This is a genomic window from Exiguobacterium sp. AT1b, assembly GCF_000023045.1.
Taxonomy (GTDB): domain Bacteria; phylum Bacillota; class Bacilli; order Exiguobacteriales; family Exiguobacteriaceae; genus Exiguobacterium.
The window spans coordinates 2,748,363-2,764,183 of record NC_012673.1 but is presented as its reverse complement, the minus strand read 5'-3'; the positions used below and the strand labels follow the sequence as shown (position 1 = coordinate 2,764,183).

Here is a 15,821-nt window from a genome sequence, read left to right as displayed (position 1 = left end):
TATTTCATACACATCCATTCTACACTATTCCATGCAAAAGGGAACGCCGAAGCGTCCCCTTTCTGCTAACTTATTCTTTACCAAGTTTACGACGCTTGTCAGCTTTCTCACGTTCGTTCTTGTTCAAGATTTTCTTACGAAGACGGATTGACTCCGGCGTGATTTCACAGTACTCGTCATCGTTCAAGAACGTGAGCGACTCTTCAAGCGAGAAGACGCGCGGACGTTTCAAGACTTGTGTCGAGTCTTTTGCAGAAGCACGCATGTTCGTCAATTGCTTCCCTTTAACGGCGTTAATGGCAAGGTCAACGTCACGGTTACATTCCCCAATGATCATTCCTTCATACACATCCGTACCTGGCTCAATAAAGATTGTTCCACGGTCTTCGAGGGCACCGATTGAGTAAGCCGTCGACTTCCCGTTTTCGATACATACCATAACACCGCTACGACGGCCACCGATATCAGCAGCGATATACGGACGATACTCTTCGAACGTATGGTTCAAGATTCCGTATCCACGTGTCGCTGACAAGAATTCGTTACGGTAACCGATGAGACCACGTGATGGCACGAGGAATTCCATACGCGTCTGACCGTTGTCATTCGTGTTCATGTTCGCAAGCTCACCTTTACGGAGACCAATCGATTCCATGACTGAACCTGTATACTCTTCAGGTACGTCGATGATGACGCGCTCGAACGGCTCAACTTTCGTGCCGCTCTCGTCTTCACGGATGATAACTTGTGGTTTCGACACTTGGAGCTCGTAACCTTCACGACGCATGTTCTCGATCAAGATCCCGAGGTGAAGCTCACCGCGTCCTGATACGATCCATTGGTCTGGTGAATCTGTATTTTCGACACGGAGTGAAACGTCCGTCTCGAGTTGTTTCATCAAACGTTCTTCGATTTTACGTGCTGTCACGAAATCGCCTTCACGTCCTGCGAACGGAGAGTTGTTTGTCATGAAACGCATTTGAAGCGTTGGCTCATCGATGCGAAGGAGCGGAAGTGGCTCTTCTTTACCGACTGGCGTTACCGTTTCACCGACGTTGATATCTTCCATTCCGGCGATAGCGATCAAGTCCCCTGCTTTTGCTTCTTCGATTTCGACGCGCTTGAGGCCGAAGTAACCGAACAATTTCGTGACACGAAGTTGCTTCACCGTACCGTCTGTCTTACAAAGCGATACTTGCTCACCGACTTTGATTTTCCCACGGAAGACGCGACCTACACCGATACGACCGAGGTAGTTATCATAGTCGAGCATCGTCACTTGGAATTGAAGTGGCTCGTCTGAGTTGTCCACTGGAGCCGGCGTGTTTTCAAGAATCGTGTCGAGCACGTGCGTGATTGTATCTTCTTGTTTTTCTGGGTCAGGATCGAACGAACTTGAACCGCTGACTGCTGATGTGTAGACGACAGGGAATTCAAGTTGATCTTCATCTGCGCCAAGGTCGATCAAGAGATCAACAACTTCATCGACAACGTCGAGTGGACGAACCATCGGCTTATCGATTTTGTTGACGACGACAATCGGACGAAGTCCTTGGTCGAGAGCTTTTTTCAATACGAAACGTGTTTGTGGCATACAGCCTTCACGCGCATCGACAACAAGGATAACGCCGTCTACCATACGCATGATTCGCTCAACTTCTCCACCGAAGTCTGCGTGACCTGGTGTATCTACGATGTTGATGCGCGTCTCTTTATAATCGATTGCTGTGTTTTTTGCGAGAATCGTGATTCCGCGCTCACGCTCGATATCGTTCGAGTCCATCGCGCGTTCTGCGACTGCCTCGTTCGTCCGGAAAGTACCAGACTGTTTCAATAATTCATCGACTAACGTTGTTTTACCGTGGTCAACGTGCGCGATGATGGCTACGTTACGAAGGTTTGTTCTTACGTTCATGTAGTTATTCCTCTCTTATTTAAAAAATTTCAACTTTTCTTCAACTTTAAGAGTATAGCACACGTCACAGTACCTTTGTCGAGTGGAATCGACTGTGAACGTTTTCATCCCGTGTTTTTTATCATACAATAGGGAGGATAAGAGAAAATAAGGAGGAACCTCCATGCAGCTAATGTTTGTATTGATCGCAACGGCCGTTGTCGCAGGATTCGTCGGCATTGGAATCGGGGTGGCCGAGGCAAGCGCCGCCATTATTTTAGGAAGCCTCGTGTTAAGTGGCGTAGCGACATTCTTTGGTATTCAATTGCGTCGCCGCATTCTTTCAGAACGTCAATCATAAAAAAGGGTTACTCCGGGATCATGTCGGAGTAACCCTTTTAACTTGCCTTTATAGCGGACGAGTCAAGCAGATGCGGTCGCGTAAAACGAGCCCATCTTCTTCGATGTCATCGTACCCGTGATCACGAAAATAATCGCGTTCCACCGAATCGAATCGGAATCCGGCTTGTTGGTAAAAACGCAACTGCATGATGCTTGAATTCCCTGTACAGACGAGTAGTTCTTTCCCACCAATCATCGTGGCCCGCTTCACTGCGTCTTGTAACATGCGTTGACCAATCGTTTGGTTTTGACGTTCGGGTTTCACTGCGATATTGACGAGTTCAACCCGATTGCCTTCGTGTGAGACGAGCATATACGCACCGACAATCTCACCACCGAGTAACGCTTTGTACGTACGACCTTCCTCGAATTGTTCCCGGACCATCGCTTCATTCGGATTCGCCAAGACGAGTAAGTCGCGGATTTCTTCATACGAATCATGTTCCACGATGTGTAAGTCCGGCTTCGCTTCAGCTGTGACCCCTTTTGTGATGACGTAATGTTTGATGACGTCATTTACAAATGAATCGCTCCCAGCCAGGACAGATGTTTTTCCGTCATACCGAATCGGCTCACCATATAAGGAAACGACACGCCCGCCTACCTCTTCAACGAGTAACTTTCCAGCAGCATAATCCCATGGCATATTGCGCATGGTGATGTAGCCGTCCACGCGACCCGCAGCAAGCCAGGCTAATTCAAGCGATGCAGCACCATGAGCTCGCGTACCAATCGAGTCCCGAACAATCGGAGCGAGTATTTCCGGGGCAATCTGGTGGTTCGGCGTGACCCACGTCGCATTCATACTTAAAAACGCGTCTCGGACATGATGTTCATGAAGGGTCGTCAACGTCCGACCGTTCAATGTCGCCCCGTATCCTTTCCGCGCCATGAACATCTCATCCGCCATGACGTCATAGACGAATCCATATTCCACGACCCCATCTATCATGATCGCGATGGAGATGGCAAACATACGTTTTTGATGAATAAAATTTAACGTCCCATCAATCGGGTCGACAAACCAGACGGTACCGGTCAATTGTTCTGGCTGATCTGTCGTCCCCTCTTCCCCCATAATCTGATGTTCCGGAAATGTATGTTGGATTCGACGGACAATCAGTTGTTCCACCGCGCGGTCGATTTCAGTGACCAAGTCCCCTTTCCCCGTCTTTCGTTCCACTTCATAACTTTGATCAATCTCGCGACGAATCAGTTCTCCCGCTTGTTTGATTAAGTCGACTGCAAACCATTCTATCATCTGTGATCACCTCAACTGTATTGTACCAAACAAAAACCAGTATCCGCTCGGAATACTGGTTGAATGTGTGTGTAATGGTTAGGCTTCGAGACGCAATAATTCTTGGCGGTACTTCTCTAACCGATGCTTGCTAGCCTGAACTGTAGCATCATCTTGTGACGCCATCGCATCGAAGAGGGTTGCCAATTCATAATCAATCTCTAAGCGCAGCACCGGGATCCGTTTTTCTGCGTCTTTTCTTTTGAATGCCTCAATCACTTGTTTCATAAGATGCCACACTCCTTTTGTTGGGCTACAAGTTACGGTTTAGTGAGTTGAATTGAGTATATCAGATAAAATTCGAAAAAGAAAGAGAATTGTCTGACTATTTTGAATTTTTTATCTTAATGGATATATTCCCAATTCCGAGGTCCCTAAACCTGATTTGGTGTTAATGAACTGTACCCGATTTAAAGGAGAAATAACAAAAAAGCATGCCTGAATTTGCTCGGGCATGCTCGGTCTTACAGTTTGATCATTTTACTCGAGGACTTCATTGCCGCCTGAACCGTACGATACGTGGAATAACCTGTCTGTTCGTCGTGAACCGCGTTCAGTTGTTTCTCCTCCGACTTAGATGTTACGATTCGCTTGAAGGCACGATAAGAGTCGAGAAAAACCTCTCGTTCCACCCCACCTTCATTGGCTTGTGCGACGACATTATAAAACTCGACGACTTCAATCAATTCGTCAGTCGTCCAATCCGGATTGATCGGATAGTTGATTTGCATATTGTTTCACCTCGACACCCATTGTATCAACAAAAAAAACTATTGCAAGTTGAGCCAGAAATCTCTATAGTTTTTTTGTTGCTTCTTTTTTAAAAACAACATATATCATAACGATACTATTCATCTTATAAATAAACTGATTCAAGGGGGATTTACGATTGAAATTAAAAGGTGCTACTCAGCTCGAAACGCCACTATTTGACACGTTGCTTGAACATGTCGACTCAAACCCGATTGCGTTCCATATTCCTGGTCATAAAAGCGGAAAAGGGATGGACCCGGAGTTTCGTGACTTTATTGGTGAAAACGCCCTAAAAATTGATTTGATTAACATTGCCCCACTCGATGACCTCCATCATCCAAAAGCGGCAATCGCTGAAGCGGAGCGCTTGGCGGCAGAGGCGTTCCGTGCTGACGAGACCTTTTTCTCCGTTCAAGGGACATCGAGTGCCATCATGGCGATGATCATGGGTGTCGTTGGCCCGAACGAAAAAATCATCGTGCCACGGAACGTCCATAAATCCGTCATGTCCGCGCTCGTCTTAACGGGTGCCCACCCGGTCTTCATCCACCCGGAATTTGATGAAACATATGGCATCGCCCACGGAATCACGGCTAGCGCCGTAGAACGCGCGCTTGAACTTCATCCGGACACGAAAGCCGTACTCGTCATCAACCCGACTTATTTCGGGGTCGCAGGTGATTTAGAACGTATCGTGTCCGTCGCGCATGCACAAGACGTTCCAGTACTTGTCGATGAGGCACACGGCGTTCATCTTCCGTTTCACGATGAACTTCCGCTCTCGGCGATGCAAGCGGGAGCAGATGTGGCGGCGACGAGTGTGCACAAGCTTGGTGGTTCAATGACAGGCAGTTCGATTTTGAACGTACGCCGCGGACTCGTCTCGCCAGAACGAATTCACGCAATGCTCTCTATGATTACAACGACGTCAACATCCTATTTGCTCCTCGCTTCTCTCGACGCGGCACGTCGACAGTTAGCGACAAAGGGTCACATGATGAATGAGCGTGCACTCGAGCTTGCTAGAACGGCCCGTACGGCAATCAATCACATGCCGAACTTATCGGTATACGGTCATGCCGAGTTGCATTCTGAATCGACTTACGCGCTCGATGAAACGAAAGTACTCGTATCCGTGCGTGAACTTGGGGTAACTGGATTTGAAGTCGAGAAATATCTTCGCGACAAACACCGCATCGAAGTCGAGATGTCCGATTTATTGAATGTGCTCTTCATCGTCACATCAGCGGACGACGAATCAACGATTCAAGCGTTGATTGAAGCGATGCGAGATGTCGTTTCTGTTTACCAAAAGTCTGGGAACGACTCATTATCCATCATGCTCCCAGAGATTCCACCACTTGCGCTCAGTCCTCGTGATGCGTTTTATGAAGAGACGGAGACGATCCCTCTCGAAAACGCAGTCGGGCGTATTTCAGCGGAATTCATCATGGTGTATCCACCTGGAATTCCAATCATCATTCCAGGTGAATTGATTACGACATCGACACTCGAATACATCATGGCCAACATTGAAGCGGGTCTTCCCGTACAAGGTCTTGAAGATGAGTCGCTGCAAATGATTAAAGTCATCCAACAAACAAAAGCGATTCGCTAAATAAAAAATGAGCCGGTCATCATGACCGGCTCATTTTTTATGTCATCTCAGAAAAGGTGGCTGTAGATGATCGAATTGCTTCCCCTAGTGCCTATTATAAGAAAACGCTTACATTTTTTCAAGTGTCAATTTCTTCAGATGCTTGTGTTTTTTCGACCAAGCAAAGTCGTAAAAATTCAGCGACATGCTCTGTGTCGTTCAAGTTGATGCCAAGCATCGGATACAATTGACGCGGCTCTTCTAGGGCATGCATATCAAGAAGGGCCGATTGACCCGTTTGCATACAGACGACTAACACCTTGCCCATGAATTGCTGTGTATAGACGAAACCAAAATCATAACGGGCGGCTTCTGTTTCAATCCCCGTAAATCGGACCCGACTCGTCTCGGACACGGTATACAATAACTCCTCATCGAATGCCATCAGGATTCCCTCCCTTCTCTCTTCACAAGTATTTTCCTTTATACTACAAGTATGAAACCTAAGGAGAGAATGACAATGAAGATTGATTATGCAACAGAGGTAAACGTAGAAACTCTTGTCCAGTTCATGCACGATCTATGGCCAGACGCCCCCATTGAAGAATTACGAATGGAAGTCAAACTCGGTCTCGCCTCAAAAAAGATGCATTATTTCATCGCATCAAATGAACATGGGAAGGCGGTTGGTTTTTGTCAACTCAGTTTCCGGCATGACTATGTGCCAGGTTCTAGTACGTCCCCGACCGCCTATGTGGAAGGAATCTATGTCAGTGAATCAGAGCGCCACCGAGGTGTCGCCTCTCGTTTGGTCGATGCTGCATCAACCTTCGCGGCCCGTCACGGTTGTATCGAACTGGCATCGGATACCGAGCTTGAAAACGAGGACAGTCAACGCTTTCACGAGAAGGTCGGATTCAAGGAAGTCGAGCGTGTCGTCACCTACATGAAAAACCTCTCCCACGAATCGTGAGAGAGGTTTTATTGACGTTCTTATTTTACAACGTGGATTGGCATACCCATTGCGATTTCAGCAGCTTCCATAGCCATCTCACCGAGTGATGGGTGAGCGTGGATTGTAAGTGCGATATCTTCAGCAGTCATACCAGCCTCGATTGCAAGGCCAAGCTCAGCAATCATATCTGAAGCGCCCGTACCCGCGATTTGAGCACCGATCAAGAGACCGTCCTCTTTGCGTGTGATGAGCTTCATGAAGCCGTCTGGCTCGTCAAGTGCAAGTGCACGACCGTTCGCTGCGAATGGGAATTTCGAAACTGTGATTTCGAGTCCTTCTTCTTTTGCGAGTGGCTCTGTATAACCAACCGTTGCGAGTTCAGGATCTGTGAAGACGACTGCAGGGATTGCAGAGTAGTCGAGGTAAGCTGGCTTACCTGCTGCTGCTTCCGCTGCGATTTTCGCTTCGTAAGATGCTTTGTGTGCAAGTGGTGGTCCAGGAACGATATCACCGATTGCATAGATGTTTTCGTTCGATGTTTTACACTGGTCATCGATTTCGATGATTCCACGGTCGCTGATTTTAACGTCCGCGTTCTCAAGACCGATGTCGCCTGTGTTTGGACGACGACCAACTGTGACGAGGACATAGTCCGCTTCAACAGATTGCTCTTCACCGTTTACTTCAAACTTAACAGTTACGCCGTCTTCCGTTTCTTCAACACCTTTAGCAAGTGCATTCGTGTGGATTGTGACGTTCCCTTTTTGCTTGAGTTTCTTCTTAACGATTTGCGTCATTTGTGGTTCGAAACCAGACAAGATGTCGCTAGCGCCCTCTACAACGACAACTTCTGTATCGAAGTTAGCGTATGCAGTACCGAGCTCCATACCGATGTATCCACCGCCGATGACGACGAGTTTCTTCGGTACTTCAGGAAGTGCCAACGCGCCAGTTGAAGAAAGGACACGTTTAGACCATTTGAACGATGGGATCTCGATTGGTGTAGAACCAGTCGCGACAATCGCTTTTTTGAATTTGTAAGGAGTTGAGCTGTCTTCAGTGATGACACGAACTGTGTCTTCAGAAGCGAAGAACGCTTCACCTTGAACGATCTCAATTTTGTTTCCTTTGAGGAGACCTTTGACACCGCCAGTCAATTTGTTAACGACTGACTGTTTCCAGTCTTGAACTTTTGTGAAGTCCACTGACACGTTGTCAGACGTGATTCCCATTGAATCATGTCCTTTAGCGTGTTGGAAGTTGTGTCCTGCTGTGATCAACGCTTTCGATGGGATACATCCGACGTTCAAGCAGACACCACCGAAGTTGCCTTTCTCAACGATTGTTACTTTCATTCCGAGCTGAGCGCCACGGATTGCGGCAACGTATCCACCAGGACCGGCACCGATGACAAGCAAATCAGTTTCTTGTGCGAATTCTCCTACTACCATGTTCTTATCCCTCCATCATTAGAAGTGCTGGGTCTTCGAGCAAGCGTTTCACCATGTTAAGAGCGTTTTGTGCAGTCGCACCGTCGATGAGGCGGTGGTCAAAGCTGAATGAAAGTGCAAGTACTGGCGCAGCAACGATTTCACCGTTCTTCACGACAGCTTTCTCAGCGATGCGGCCGATACCGAGAATCGCAACTTCTGGGTGGTTGATGACAGGTGTGAACCATTGTCCACCAGCTGAACCGATGTTTGTGATTGTGATCGATCCGCCTTTCATGTCTTCCCCAGCGAGCTTACCTTCACGAGCTTTACCTGCAAGTTCGTTAATGTTTGTAGCAAGTGCATAGATTGATTTACGGTCTGCATCTTTTACGACTGGTACAACGAGTCCGTTGTCCGTGTCAGCTGCAATTCCGATGTTGTAGTAGTTTTTGTAGACGATTTCTTCGTTCACGTCATCGATTGAAGCGTTGATTGTTGGGAATGCTTTCGCTGCAGCAGTCAATGCTTTCACGACGAATGGCAAGTACGTGAGTTTCACGCCTTGGTCAGCCGCGACTTGTTTGAAGTCTTTGCGGAGTGCAACGAGTTTTGTAACGTCGACTTCGTCCATGAGTGTAACGTGTGGTGCAGTGTGTTTCGAGTTAACCATCGCTTTCGAGATCGCTTTACGGATTCCACGGATTTTCTCACGTGTTTCAAGTTCAGGAGTCGCTGACTCGTAAGGCTTGATTTCCGTTTTCGCAGCTGCTGCTGGTGCTACAGATTCTGTTTTCTCTGTTGTAGCTTCTGCAGACGGTGCTTCGCCGTTCGCGAATGCATCGATGTCTTCTTTCAATACACGGCCGTTGTCGCCAGAACCGTTGACTTCACGGATGTCGACACCTTTTTCACGTGCATATTTACGGACAGATGGCATAGCGATAACACGTTCAGATTTGTGAAGTTGAACGTCGCGTGGCGCGTCTTCTTTCACATCTTCTTTTACGTCTTCTGTCTTCTCTTCTGCTTTCGGTTGTTCAGGTGTTTCTTCTTCACCTGCTGGTGCGTCGCCTTCGATGTCAAACGTAATGAGGACGTCGCCGACTACGGCAACTGTACCTTCAGAAACTTTAACTTCTTTGACTGTACCGTCAACTGGAGCTGGGATTTCAACGACTGCTTTGTCGTTTTGTACTTCTAAAAGAACATCGTCCTCTTTGACCGTATCCCCTGCTTTTACGAACCACTTGACGATTTCACCTTCGTGAATACCTTCACCGATATCTGGTAATTTAAATTCAAATACTGCCACTGGTTTTTCCTCCCATCAATTCATCATGTAAACACGACAAGGGAGACAATTCTCCCTCATCGTTTATTCGACACGATCTTAGAAGTTCACAACTTCCTTAACTTTTGCAACGACATCTTTATGGTCAGGTAACCACATGTCTTCACCTTGTGCGAATGCGAAGACTGTGTCAGGTGCAGTTACTCGAAGAACTGGTGCTTCGAGGTGAAGAATTGCGCGCTCTTGAATTTCAGTTACGACGTTCGCCGCGATACCTGCTTGACGTTGTGCCTCTTGAACGACGATCGCACGACCTGTCTTCTTAACAGATTCTACGATTGTGTCGATATCAAGCGGGCTCACTGTCATGAGGTCGATGACTTCAACGTTGATGTTTTCTTTTTCAAGCTCTTCCGCTGCTTTGAGTGACGTGTGCACCATCGCACCGTAAGTGATGATTGAAACGTCTGTACCTTCACGTTTCACATCCGCTTTACCGAGTTCGATTGTGTACTCACCTTCAGGTACTTCGCCACGGAATGAACGATACAATTTCATGTGCTCGAGGAACACGACTGGGTCGTTGTCACGGATAGACGCGATCAACAAACCTTTTGCATCGTACGGAGTCGATGGAATAACGACTTTAAGACCAGGTGTCTGAGCCATCAAACCTTCAAGGCTGTCCGCGTGAAGCTCAGGTGTCTTAACTCCACCACCGAATGGTGAACGGATTGTGATTGGTTGGCTGTAAGCGCCGCCTGAACGGTAACGCATACGTGCCATTTGAGCTGCGATTGAGTCGAAAACTTCGAATACGAATCCGAAGAATTGAACTTCCATGATTGGACGGAATCCAGTAAGACCTAGACCGATCGCAAGACCACCAATCCCTGATTCAGCGAGTGGCGTGTCGAAGACACGGTCTTCGCCGAGCTCGTCTTGGAGACCTTCCGTCGCACGGAATACCCCACCGTTTTTACCAACGTCTTCTCCGAAAAGAAGTACTTTCTCGTCGCGTTTCATTTCAACGCGCATCGCATCAGTAATCGCTTGGATCATTGTCATTTGAGCCATAACTTACTTCGACTCCTTTGCAGTATATTCTTCAAGCTGTTCTTTCAAGTTTGAAGGAAGTTCTTCGAACATGTTGTTGATGAAGTCCGAAACTTTTTGTTTTGGTTCTTTGTCTGCTTGGCTGATTGCTTCTTTCACGTCAGCTTTCGCTTGCTCGATCACTTCGTTCTCCATGTCTTCGTTCCAGAGTTTCTTGTTCTCAAGGAAGAGACGGAAACGTACGAGTGGATCTTTTTCTTGATACTCTGTGTCGAGTTCTTTTGTACGGTAACGTGTTGGGTCATCCCCAGCGAGCGTATGTGGTCCGTAACGGTAAGTGAGTGACTCGATGAGTGTCGGTGTTCCTTCGAGTGCATCGACACGAGCTTGTTGAGTCGCTGCGAGCACTGCAAGAACGTCCATTCCGTCTACTTGAATTCCGTTGATTCCAGCTGCAACAGCTTTTTGCGCGATCGTTTTAGCTGCTGTTTGCTTTTCAACAGGAGTCGAGATAGCGAAACGGTTGTTTTGAACGACGAAGATTGCTGGTGATTTGAATGCACCTGCAAAGTTCAATCCTTCGTAGAAGTCACCTTGTGATGAGCCACCGTCACCTGTGTAAGTAATAGCGACATTTTTGTTGCCGTTGCGTTTGAGGCCCATTGCCACACCCGCAGTTTGAATGATTTGTGCACCGATGATGATTTGTGGCATCAATACGTTGACACCTTCAGGGATGCGGTTTCCTGCCACGTGTCCACGTGAGAACAAGAACGCTTGATAAAGCGGAAGTCCGTGGAATACGAGTTGCGGGATATCACGGTATCCTGGAAGAATCCAGTCCTCTTTGTCGAGCGCGTATTGCGTCCCGATCATCGTCGCTTCTTGACCTGCCACTGGCGCGTAGAATCCTAAGCGACCTTGACGGTTAAGTGAGATGGCGCGTTGGTCCCAGATTCGAGTATAGACCATGCGGCGCATGAGTTCCTGAAGTTGCTCGTCCGTTAGGTCAGGCATTGCGTCTTGGTTGACGACCTCACCCTTCTCGTCGAGAATACGGAACGTTTGGAAGTTTTCTTCCACGTTTTGAAGTACCTGAACGTTGTTCATTCGTTTCACCTCATCCTTTCAACTATGAGACAATTGTCTTTTTTGTGATCAAACACTATCTCAAATCTTACGTGTATCTGTCCAAAAAAGCAATCTGTATTAACGTGATTCAGAAAAGTTATCCTCTTCTGCCGTTTCCTTGTTAGTATAAAACGGGTTGTTTCAATAACGCAAAAAATATGCTTACCGAAATAAAACGCTTACATTCAAGGGATATGACATCCTTTTCACCACTGTATTATTTTCATTTCACCTTCTGTACCATCCACATTCCTTCCTGTTTAAATATGATATAATCAATCATATATGTTTGATAGAAAGGAAGTTGTGTATGTTAACCATGAAAGATGTCATCCGCGAAGGAGACGAGCGGCTTCGCGCGCGCTCAACTGAAGTACCGATTCCGCCAACGGCAGAAGATTTGGCGTTACTCGACGAGATGGAGACGTTCCTCGTCAATAGTCAAGACCCAGAGATGAGCGAGAAATACGAGTTGCGAGGTGGGGTCGGTATCGCCGCGCCACAACTCGGTGTGAATCGTCGTTTCTTCACAGTCTTGCTACAAGAAGAGGAAGAGACGTTCAAACTCTCCATCTTCAATCCTAAAATCACAAGTCATTCCGTCGAGCAGACATTTTTGAATGGCGGCGAAGGCTGTCTATCGGTCGATCGCGTGGTCAAAGGAAATGTACCTCGTTTTCGTCGAATCACGTTAGAAGGGTTCGACCGCGATGGGAAGCCCATTAAGCTTCGCCTGCGTGGAATGCGCGCTGTCGTATGTCAGCACGAGCTCGATCATTTAGATGGGATCATGTTCTATGACCGCATCAATATGTCGAACCCGTTAGAAACATACGGCGAACCGATTTAACATGTTTAGCTCGAGAAAAAGGGCACTGTTGTTACTATTCCCATTTTTATTTCTTTTAATCGGTGGATGTGTGCGAATCAATTATGATGCGACTGTTCACTATGACCAATCTGTTTCGCTCGAAACAACTTATGCGTTCCGTGATCATCCTGTCATGAAATTGCTCAATCTCAGGCTCGACTGGGATACTTGGAAAGAGCAGGCGGAAGAGAACGGATATGAAACAGAAGATTATTCAAGTCCTGATGACTACGAAGGCATGGTCTTAAAGAAGACATTTAAAAATGTGGACGAGTTGCAACAGATTAAAGAGGAATGGAAAACGGGACCAGCCGGTATTTTAGTTCCTCCGGATATTCAGTTCGACATCGATCAACGAGAAGGCATTTGGTTTGATTCCTATACGTTACAAACCAATCTCGACCTCCGTCTCGACCGGGTCGACTTACCCGGCGTCGAACTAACCGGCTCCCCAAAAAAATTGGCTGAACGATATATCCGCCAAGCCGACATTCGCTTTAACTTGACTGTTCCGACCGGCGTATTCGTTGAGGATGGAACCGGCCTAGATCTCCGTTCTATGAAGCATGTCGAGTGGCAAGTGTACGGAGGACGCCAAAACAATGTAAAGTTAGTCGCCCATGTGCCGAACGTTAAAGCATGGGTGATCACCATCATCGTATTGGTGTCAGCTATCATCTTAAGTTATTTCATTTGGCGCAAGTATCGACGAAACGTCGGCAACCCTAGAGAAACGTCGATTCGTTCACGCCTGTTAGGGTTATTGATTGTCTCCCTCTCGCTCATTTTGATTGTCGGGACATTCCGACAAGAGTTGGCAAACGAGCGTCAATCCGAGGCGATTCGCCAAGCTTCTCAAACGAATGAGTTTATCCCTACGTTTGCAGTTCATGGATTACTCGGGACAGACCGGACGTTCCTACGCTTCTCTCAAGCAATGGAACAAAGTGGTCAAGCGACTGACGGAGCACTTTGTACCGTGACTGTCAAAGGGAAGACCGACTGTGAAATATATGATTTTAGTTCAACTCGCCCGATTGTCCGAATCGAGTTCGAAGATGCAGAGGCTTCTTTGAACAATCAGACAAAGTGGTTGAATGCAGCCATTGAAACATACAAGAAAACGAGAAATCGTTCGTTCGACCGGATGTATATCATTGGCCATAGCATGGGTGGCGTAGCCGCTGCCAACTATATCTTGAATCAAGAGACGTACATCGTCGATAAGTTTGTAACGTTCGATAGCCCGTTCGGCGGGACACGCCTTGCAAACTTCGGATTATCTGCCAGTAACTTCGGCGTTAACACCGGAAGCCCTGCCATCCGTGATTTGTCCCCCAACTCAGACGGACTGCAAGCATTCCAGTCTAAGCTTGAGACATGGCCGAGGTCCGTTCAGGTACTCTCCTTCTCTGGACGAGGCGGCGAATTCAATTTGATTGAGCCGGCGAGTTCTCTGTTACTTGAAGAGTATACGAATAACATTCAGACAGAAACGGTACCGTACGACCATTTCTCACTTCACCGTAAAAGTGACGTCTTGAAAGAGACTGGAAAATTCTTATACGAATACACGAATGAGTTTAATCCAATCGAGACGAACTAACGTCAAAACAGCTATCCCCAAATTTTGAGGATAGCTGTTTTTTAATACGTCATCGTCCATGTGACTTTTTGGAGCCAATACATCATATACTTTCCGATTGGGAGATCGGTTTGAATCTCATCATACGCTACCGTATACGTGCCATTCTCATTGTTCCATAGACGATTAAAATACTCGTCCACTTCATCAAAGAAGGCTGTATCTACATCTCCTGTCACTTCGACGTCTGCCTCTAGGTTGTAATCGTTCATGTTCCGGGTCGTATAGTTCCCTGAACCTAAGACAACTGTCTTTTCTTCACCATCCACATACAGGATTTTTGGATGATATTGTTCCTTGCCGACATCATACCAGCGAATCTCGATTTGCTCCGGGTTGACGGTGTTCAGTTCTGCCGTCACCGGTAAGTTCGGTAACCCTGATTTCGATCGACCGAAGGCATTCGTGTTCGGATCGAGGATCAAGTTCACCTTCACCCCGCGCCCGGCGGCATCCTCGATTGCTTGGATAATATTCCGATCTGCCAAATAGAACATTCCGATCCAAATGGTGTCCCCATCGTCCGCCCCATTCATTGCATCGAGCACCGACTCTTGAATCTTCCCTTCCGTGACATAACGAATCTCCATCGGTGCCTCGCTCGGCGCATTTTCAATCTTCGACAACGCTTCATCATCTGGGAAGCGCCGTGCATCCCCTTTCGAGAACGTCGCGACCGCTTGCTCACCTTCAACGATTTCTTTTAAAATCGGTCCTTTTAAATGGACACCGACATTCGAGTGATATCCACTGGCATCATGTGGATTAGCGGAAAGTACAAAGCCTTCATTCTCGGTGACCATCACTTTCCGATGGTTCGCTTTGATGTTGAGCAACCTTAAATAAGCACGAACCGTAATGTCCGGTGCCGAAGAGGCCATCGGATTCGGTAGCCATCCGTCTTGACTATCCCCAAACCATTGAAGCGCCATTCGGTAAAACGTGGAGTATAAAATATTCGGGTCACGAAGAGCATCGAGGTTTGTATATACGACCTCCACTCCCGCTTCCTCTAGGACATCAAAGTGGTCAGAAACATGACCGCTATACGTGGTATTGATGTCATCCGTGATGAAGACGACCTTCAAATCCGGGTACCGCTCCATTTGCTCAAGCAATACTGAAGATAGGCGCGATGTAATGTCCGGATATTGTCGGTCTTCATTCGAATAAGGATTGAATAAGAAAAAGTCCATGACGATATATTCTTTTGCCTCACGTATCGCTCGTTCAACTTCACTAAATATCTCCTGTTCGACAATCTCTGTATCTTCCCCTTGATAGGTCAAATCATGAAGAAAATCGATTTGGTCATCTGTGATGAGATACGGTTCAGATTGTCTCGACACGCCTTCCGGTAATGGTTTGACTTGATGATAAACGAGCGTGATGAGAAAAATGACCGCAATGATTGCGGCTCCCCATTTCAGCCACCCTTTCTTTCCCTTTTTCTTCGACATAAGCTCCCCCTCCTCATTTGCGGTGAAAAAAAC

General features: G+C 47.1%; 15 protein-coding genes. 5 read left to right on the top strand and 10 right to left on the bottom strand.

Features of this window, described 5'->3' with window-relative positions; genetic code table 11:
* Positions 1–70: 70 nt before the first annotated feature.
* Entirely contained in the window at positions 71–1,915 is a 1,845-nt protein-coding gene (gene typA, locus EAT1B_RS14285) for a translational GTPase TypA (protein WP_015881269.1), read from the bottom strand.
* A gap of 163 nt (positions 1,916–2,078) precedes the next feature.
* Between typA and EAT1B_RS15960 the strand changes: the two genes are divergently transcribed.
* The gene (locus EAT1B_RS15960) at positions 2,079–2,255 is read left to right on the top strand and encodes a hypothetical protein (RefSeq protein WP_015881268.1); all 177 of its coding nucleotides are present in this window, start codon (positions 2,079–2,081) and stop codon (positions 2,253–2,255) included.
* A 48-nt stretch (positions 2,256–2,303) separates the two neighbouring features.
* Here the strand turns inward: EAT1B_RS15960 and EAT1B_RS14275 are convergent, their stop codons facing one another.
* From EAT1B_RS14275 to EAT1B_RS14265, 3 genes are all read right to left on the bottom strand, one after another.
* A complete protein-coding gene (locus EAT1B_RS14275) occupies positions 2,304–3,557 on the bottom strand; it encodes an inositol monophosphatase family protein (RefSeq protein ID WP_015881267.1) in 1,254 nt (417 codons plus the stop codon).
* A 78-nt stretch (positions 3,558–3,635) separates the two neighbouring features.
* Positions 3,636–3,824, bottom strand: coding sequence for a hypothetical protein (locus EAT1B_RS14270; RefSeq protein ID WP_015881266.1), 189 nt, complete (start codon positions 3,822–3,824; stop codon positions 3,636–3,638).
* A gap of 236 nt (positions 3,825–4,060) precedes the next feature.
* Positions 4,061–4,327 carry a UPF0223 family protein gene (locus EAT1B_RS14265; protein ID WP_015881265.1) on the bottom strand — a complete coding sequence of 89 codons (267 nt, stop codon included), beginning with the start codon at positions 4,325–4,327 and terminating at the stop codon, positions 4,061–4,063.
* A 158-nt stretch (positions 4,328–4,485) separates the two neighbouring features.
* On the opposite strand from EAT1B_RS14265, the gene EAT1B_RS14260 reads away from it, so the two are divergent.
* Positions 4,486–5,967, top strand: coding sequence for an aminotransferase class I/II-fold pyridoxal phosphate-dependent enzyme (locus EAT1B_RS14260; protein ID WP_015881264.1), 1,482 nt, complete (start codon positions 4,486–4,488; stop codon positions 5,965–5,967).
* Between the two features lie 118 nt (positions 5,968–6,085).
* Here EAT1B_RS14260 and EAT1B_RS14255 read toward each other — a convergent pair whose 3' ends face one another.
* Positions 6,086–6,391, bottom strand: coding sequence for a DUF3055 domain-containing protein (locus EAT1B_RS14255; protein ID WP_015881263.1), 306 nt, complete (start codon positions 6,389–6,391; stop codon positions 6,086–6,088).
* A gap of 75 nt (positions 6,392–6,466) precedes the next feature.
* Here EAT1B_RS14255 and aac(6') point away from each other — a divergent pair, with 75 nt between their 5' ends.
* Positions 6,467–6,919, top strand: coding sequence for an aminoglycoside 6'-N-acetyltransferase (gene aac(6') / locus EAT1B_RS14250; RefSeq protein ID WP_015881262.1), 453 nt, complete (start codon positions 6,467–6,469; stop codon positions 6,917–6,919).
* A gap of 20 nt (positions 6,920–6,939) precedes the next feature.
* On the opposite strand, the gene lpdA is transcribed toward aac(6'), so the two are convergent.
* The 4 genes from lpdA to pdhA form a co-directional block, all read right to left on the bottom strand.
* Complete coding sequence (gene lpdA, locus EAT1B_RS14245) at positions 6,940–8,352, bottom strand: dihydrolipoyl dehydrogenase (protein WP_015881261.1); 1,413 nt, start codon at positions 8,350–8,352, stop codon at positions 6,940–6,942.
* Positions 8,353–8,356: 4 nt separating this feature from the next.
* On the bottom strand, positions 8,357–9,646 hold the full coding sequence (locus EAT1B_RS14240; protein ID WP_015881260.1) for a dihydrolipoamide acetyltransferase family protein: 1,290 nt from the start codon (positions 9,644–9,646) through the stop codon (positions 8,357–8,359).
* 78 nt (positions 9,647–9,724) lie between these two features.
* Positions 9,725–10,702 carry an alpha-ketoacid dehydrogenase subunit beta gene (locus EAT1B_RS14235; protein ID WP_015881259.1) on the bottom strand — a complete coding sequence of 326 codons (978 nt, stop codon included), beginning with the start codon at positions 10,700–10,702 and terminating at the stop codon, positions 9,725–9,727.
* 3 nt (positions 10,703–10,705) lie between these two features.
* A complete protein-coding gene (pdhA, locus tag EAT1B_RS14230; RefSeq protein ID WP_015881258.1) occupies positions 10,706–11,791 on the bottom strand; it encodes a pyruvate dehydrogenase (acetyl-transferring) E1 component subunit alpha in 1,086 nt (361 codons plus the stop codon).
* Between the two features lie 331 nt (positions 11,792–12,122).
* Between pdhA and def the strand changes: the two genes are divergently transcribed.
* Together def and EAT1B_RS14220 are read left to right on the top strand one after the other, a co-directional pair.
* Positions 12,123–12,662, top strand: a complete 540-nt coding sequence (gene def, locus EAT1B_RS14225) for a peptide deformylase (protein WP_015881257.1) — start codon at positions 12,123–12,125, stop codon at positions 12,660–12,662.
* 70 nt (positions 12,663–12,732) lie between these two features.
* A complete protein-coding gene (locus EAT1B_RS14220) occupies positions 12,733–14,289 on the top strand; it encodes an alpha/beta hydrolase (protein ID WP_237708247.1) in 1,557 nt (518 codons plus the stop codon).
* 41 nt (positions 14,290–14,330) lie between these two features.
* Here the strand turns inward: EAT1B_RS14220 and EAT1B_RS14215 are convergent, their stop codons facing one another.
* The gene (locus EAT1B_RS14215; protein ID WP_015881255.1) at positions 14,331–15,788 is read right to left on the bottom strand and encodes a phospholipase D family protein; all 1,458 of its coding nucleotides are present in this window, start codon (positions 15,786–15,788) and stop codon (positions 14,331–14,333) included.
* Positions 15,789–15,821 lie beyond the last annotated feature (33 nt).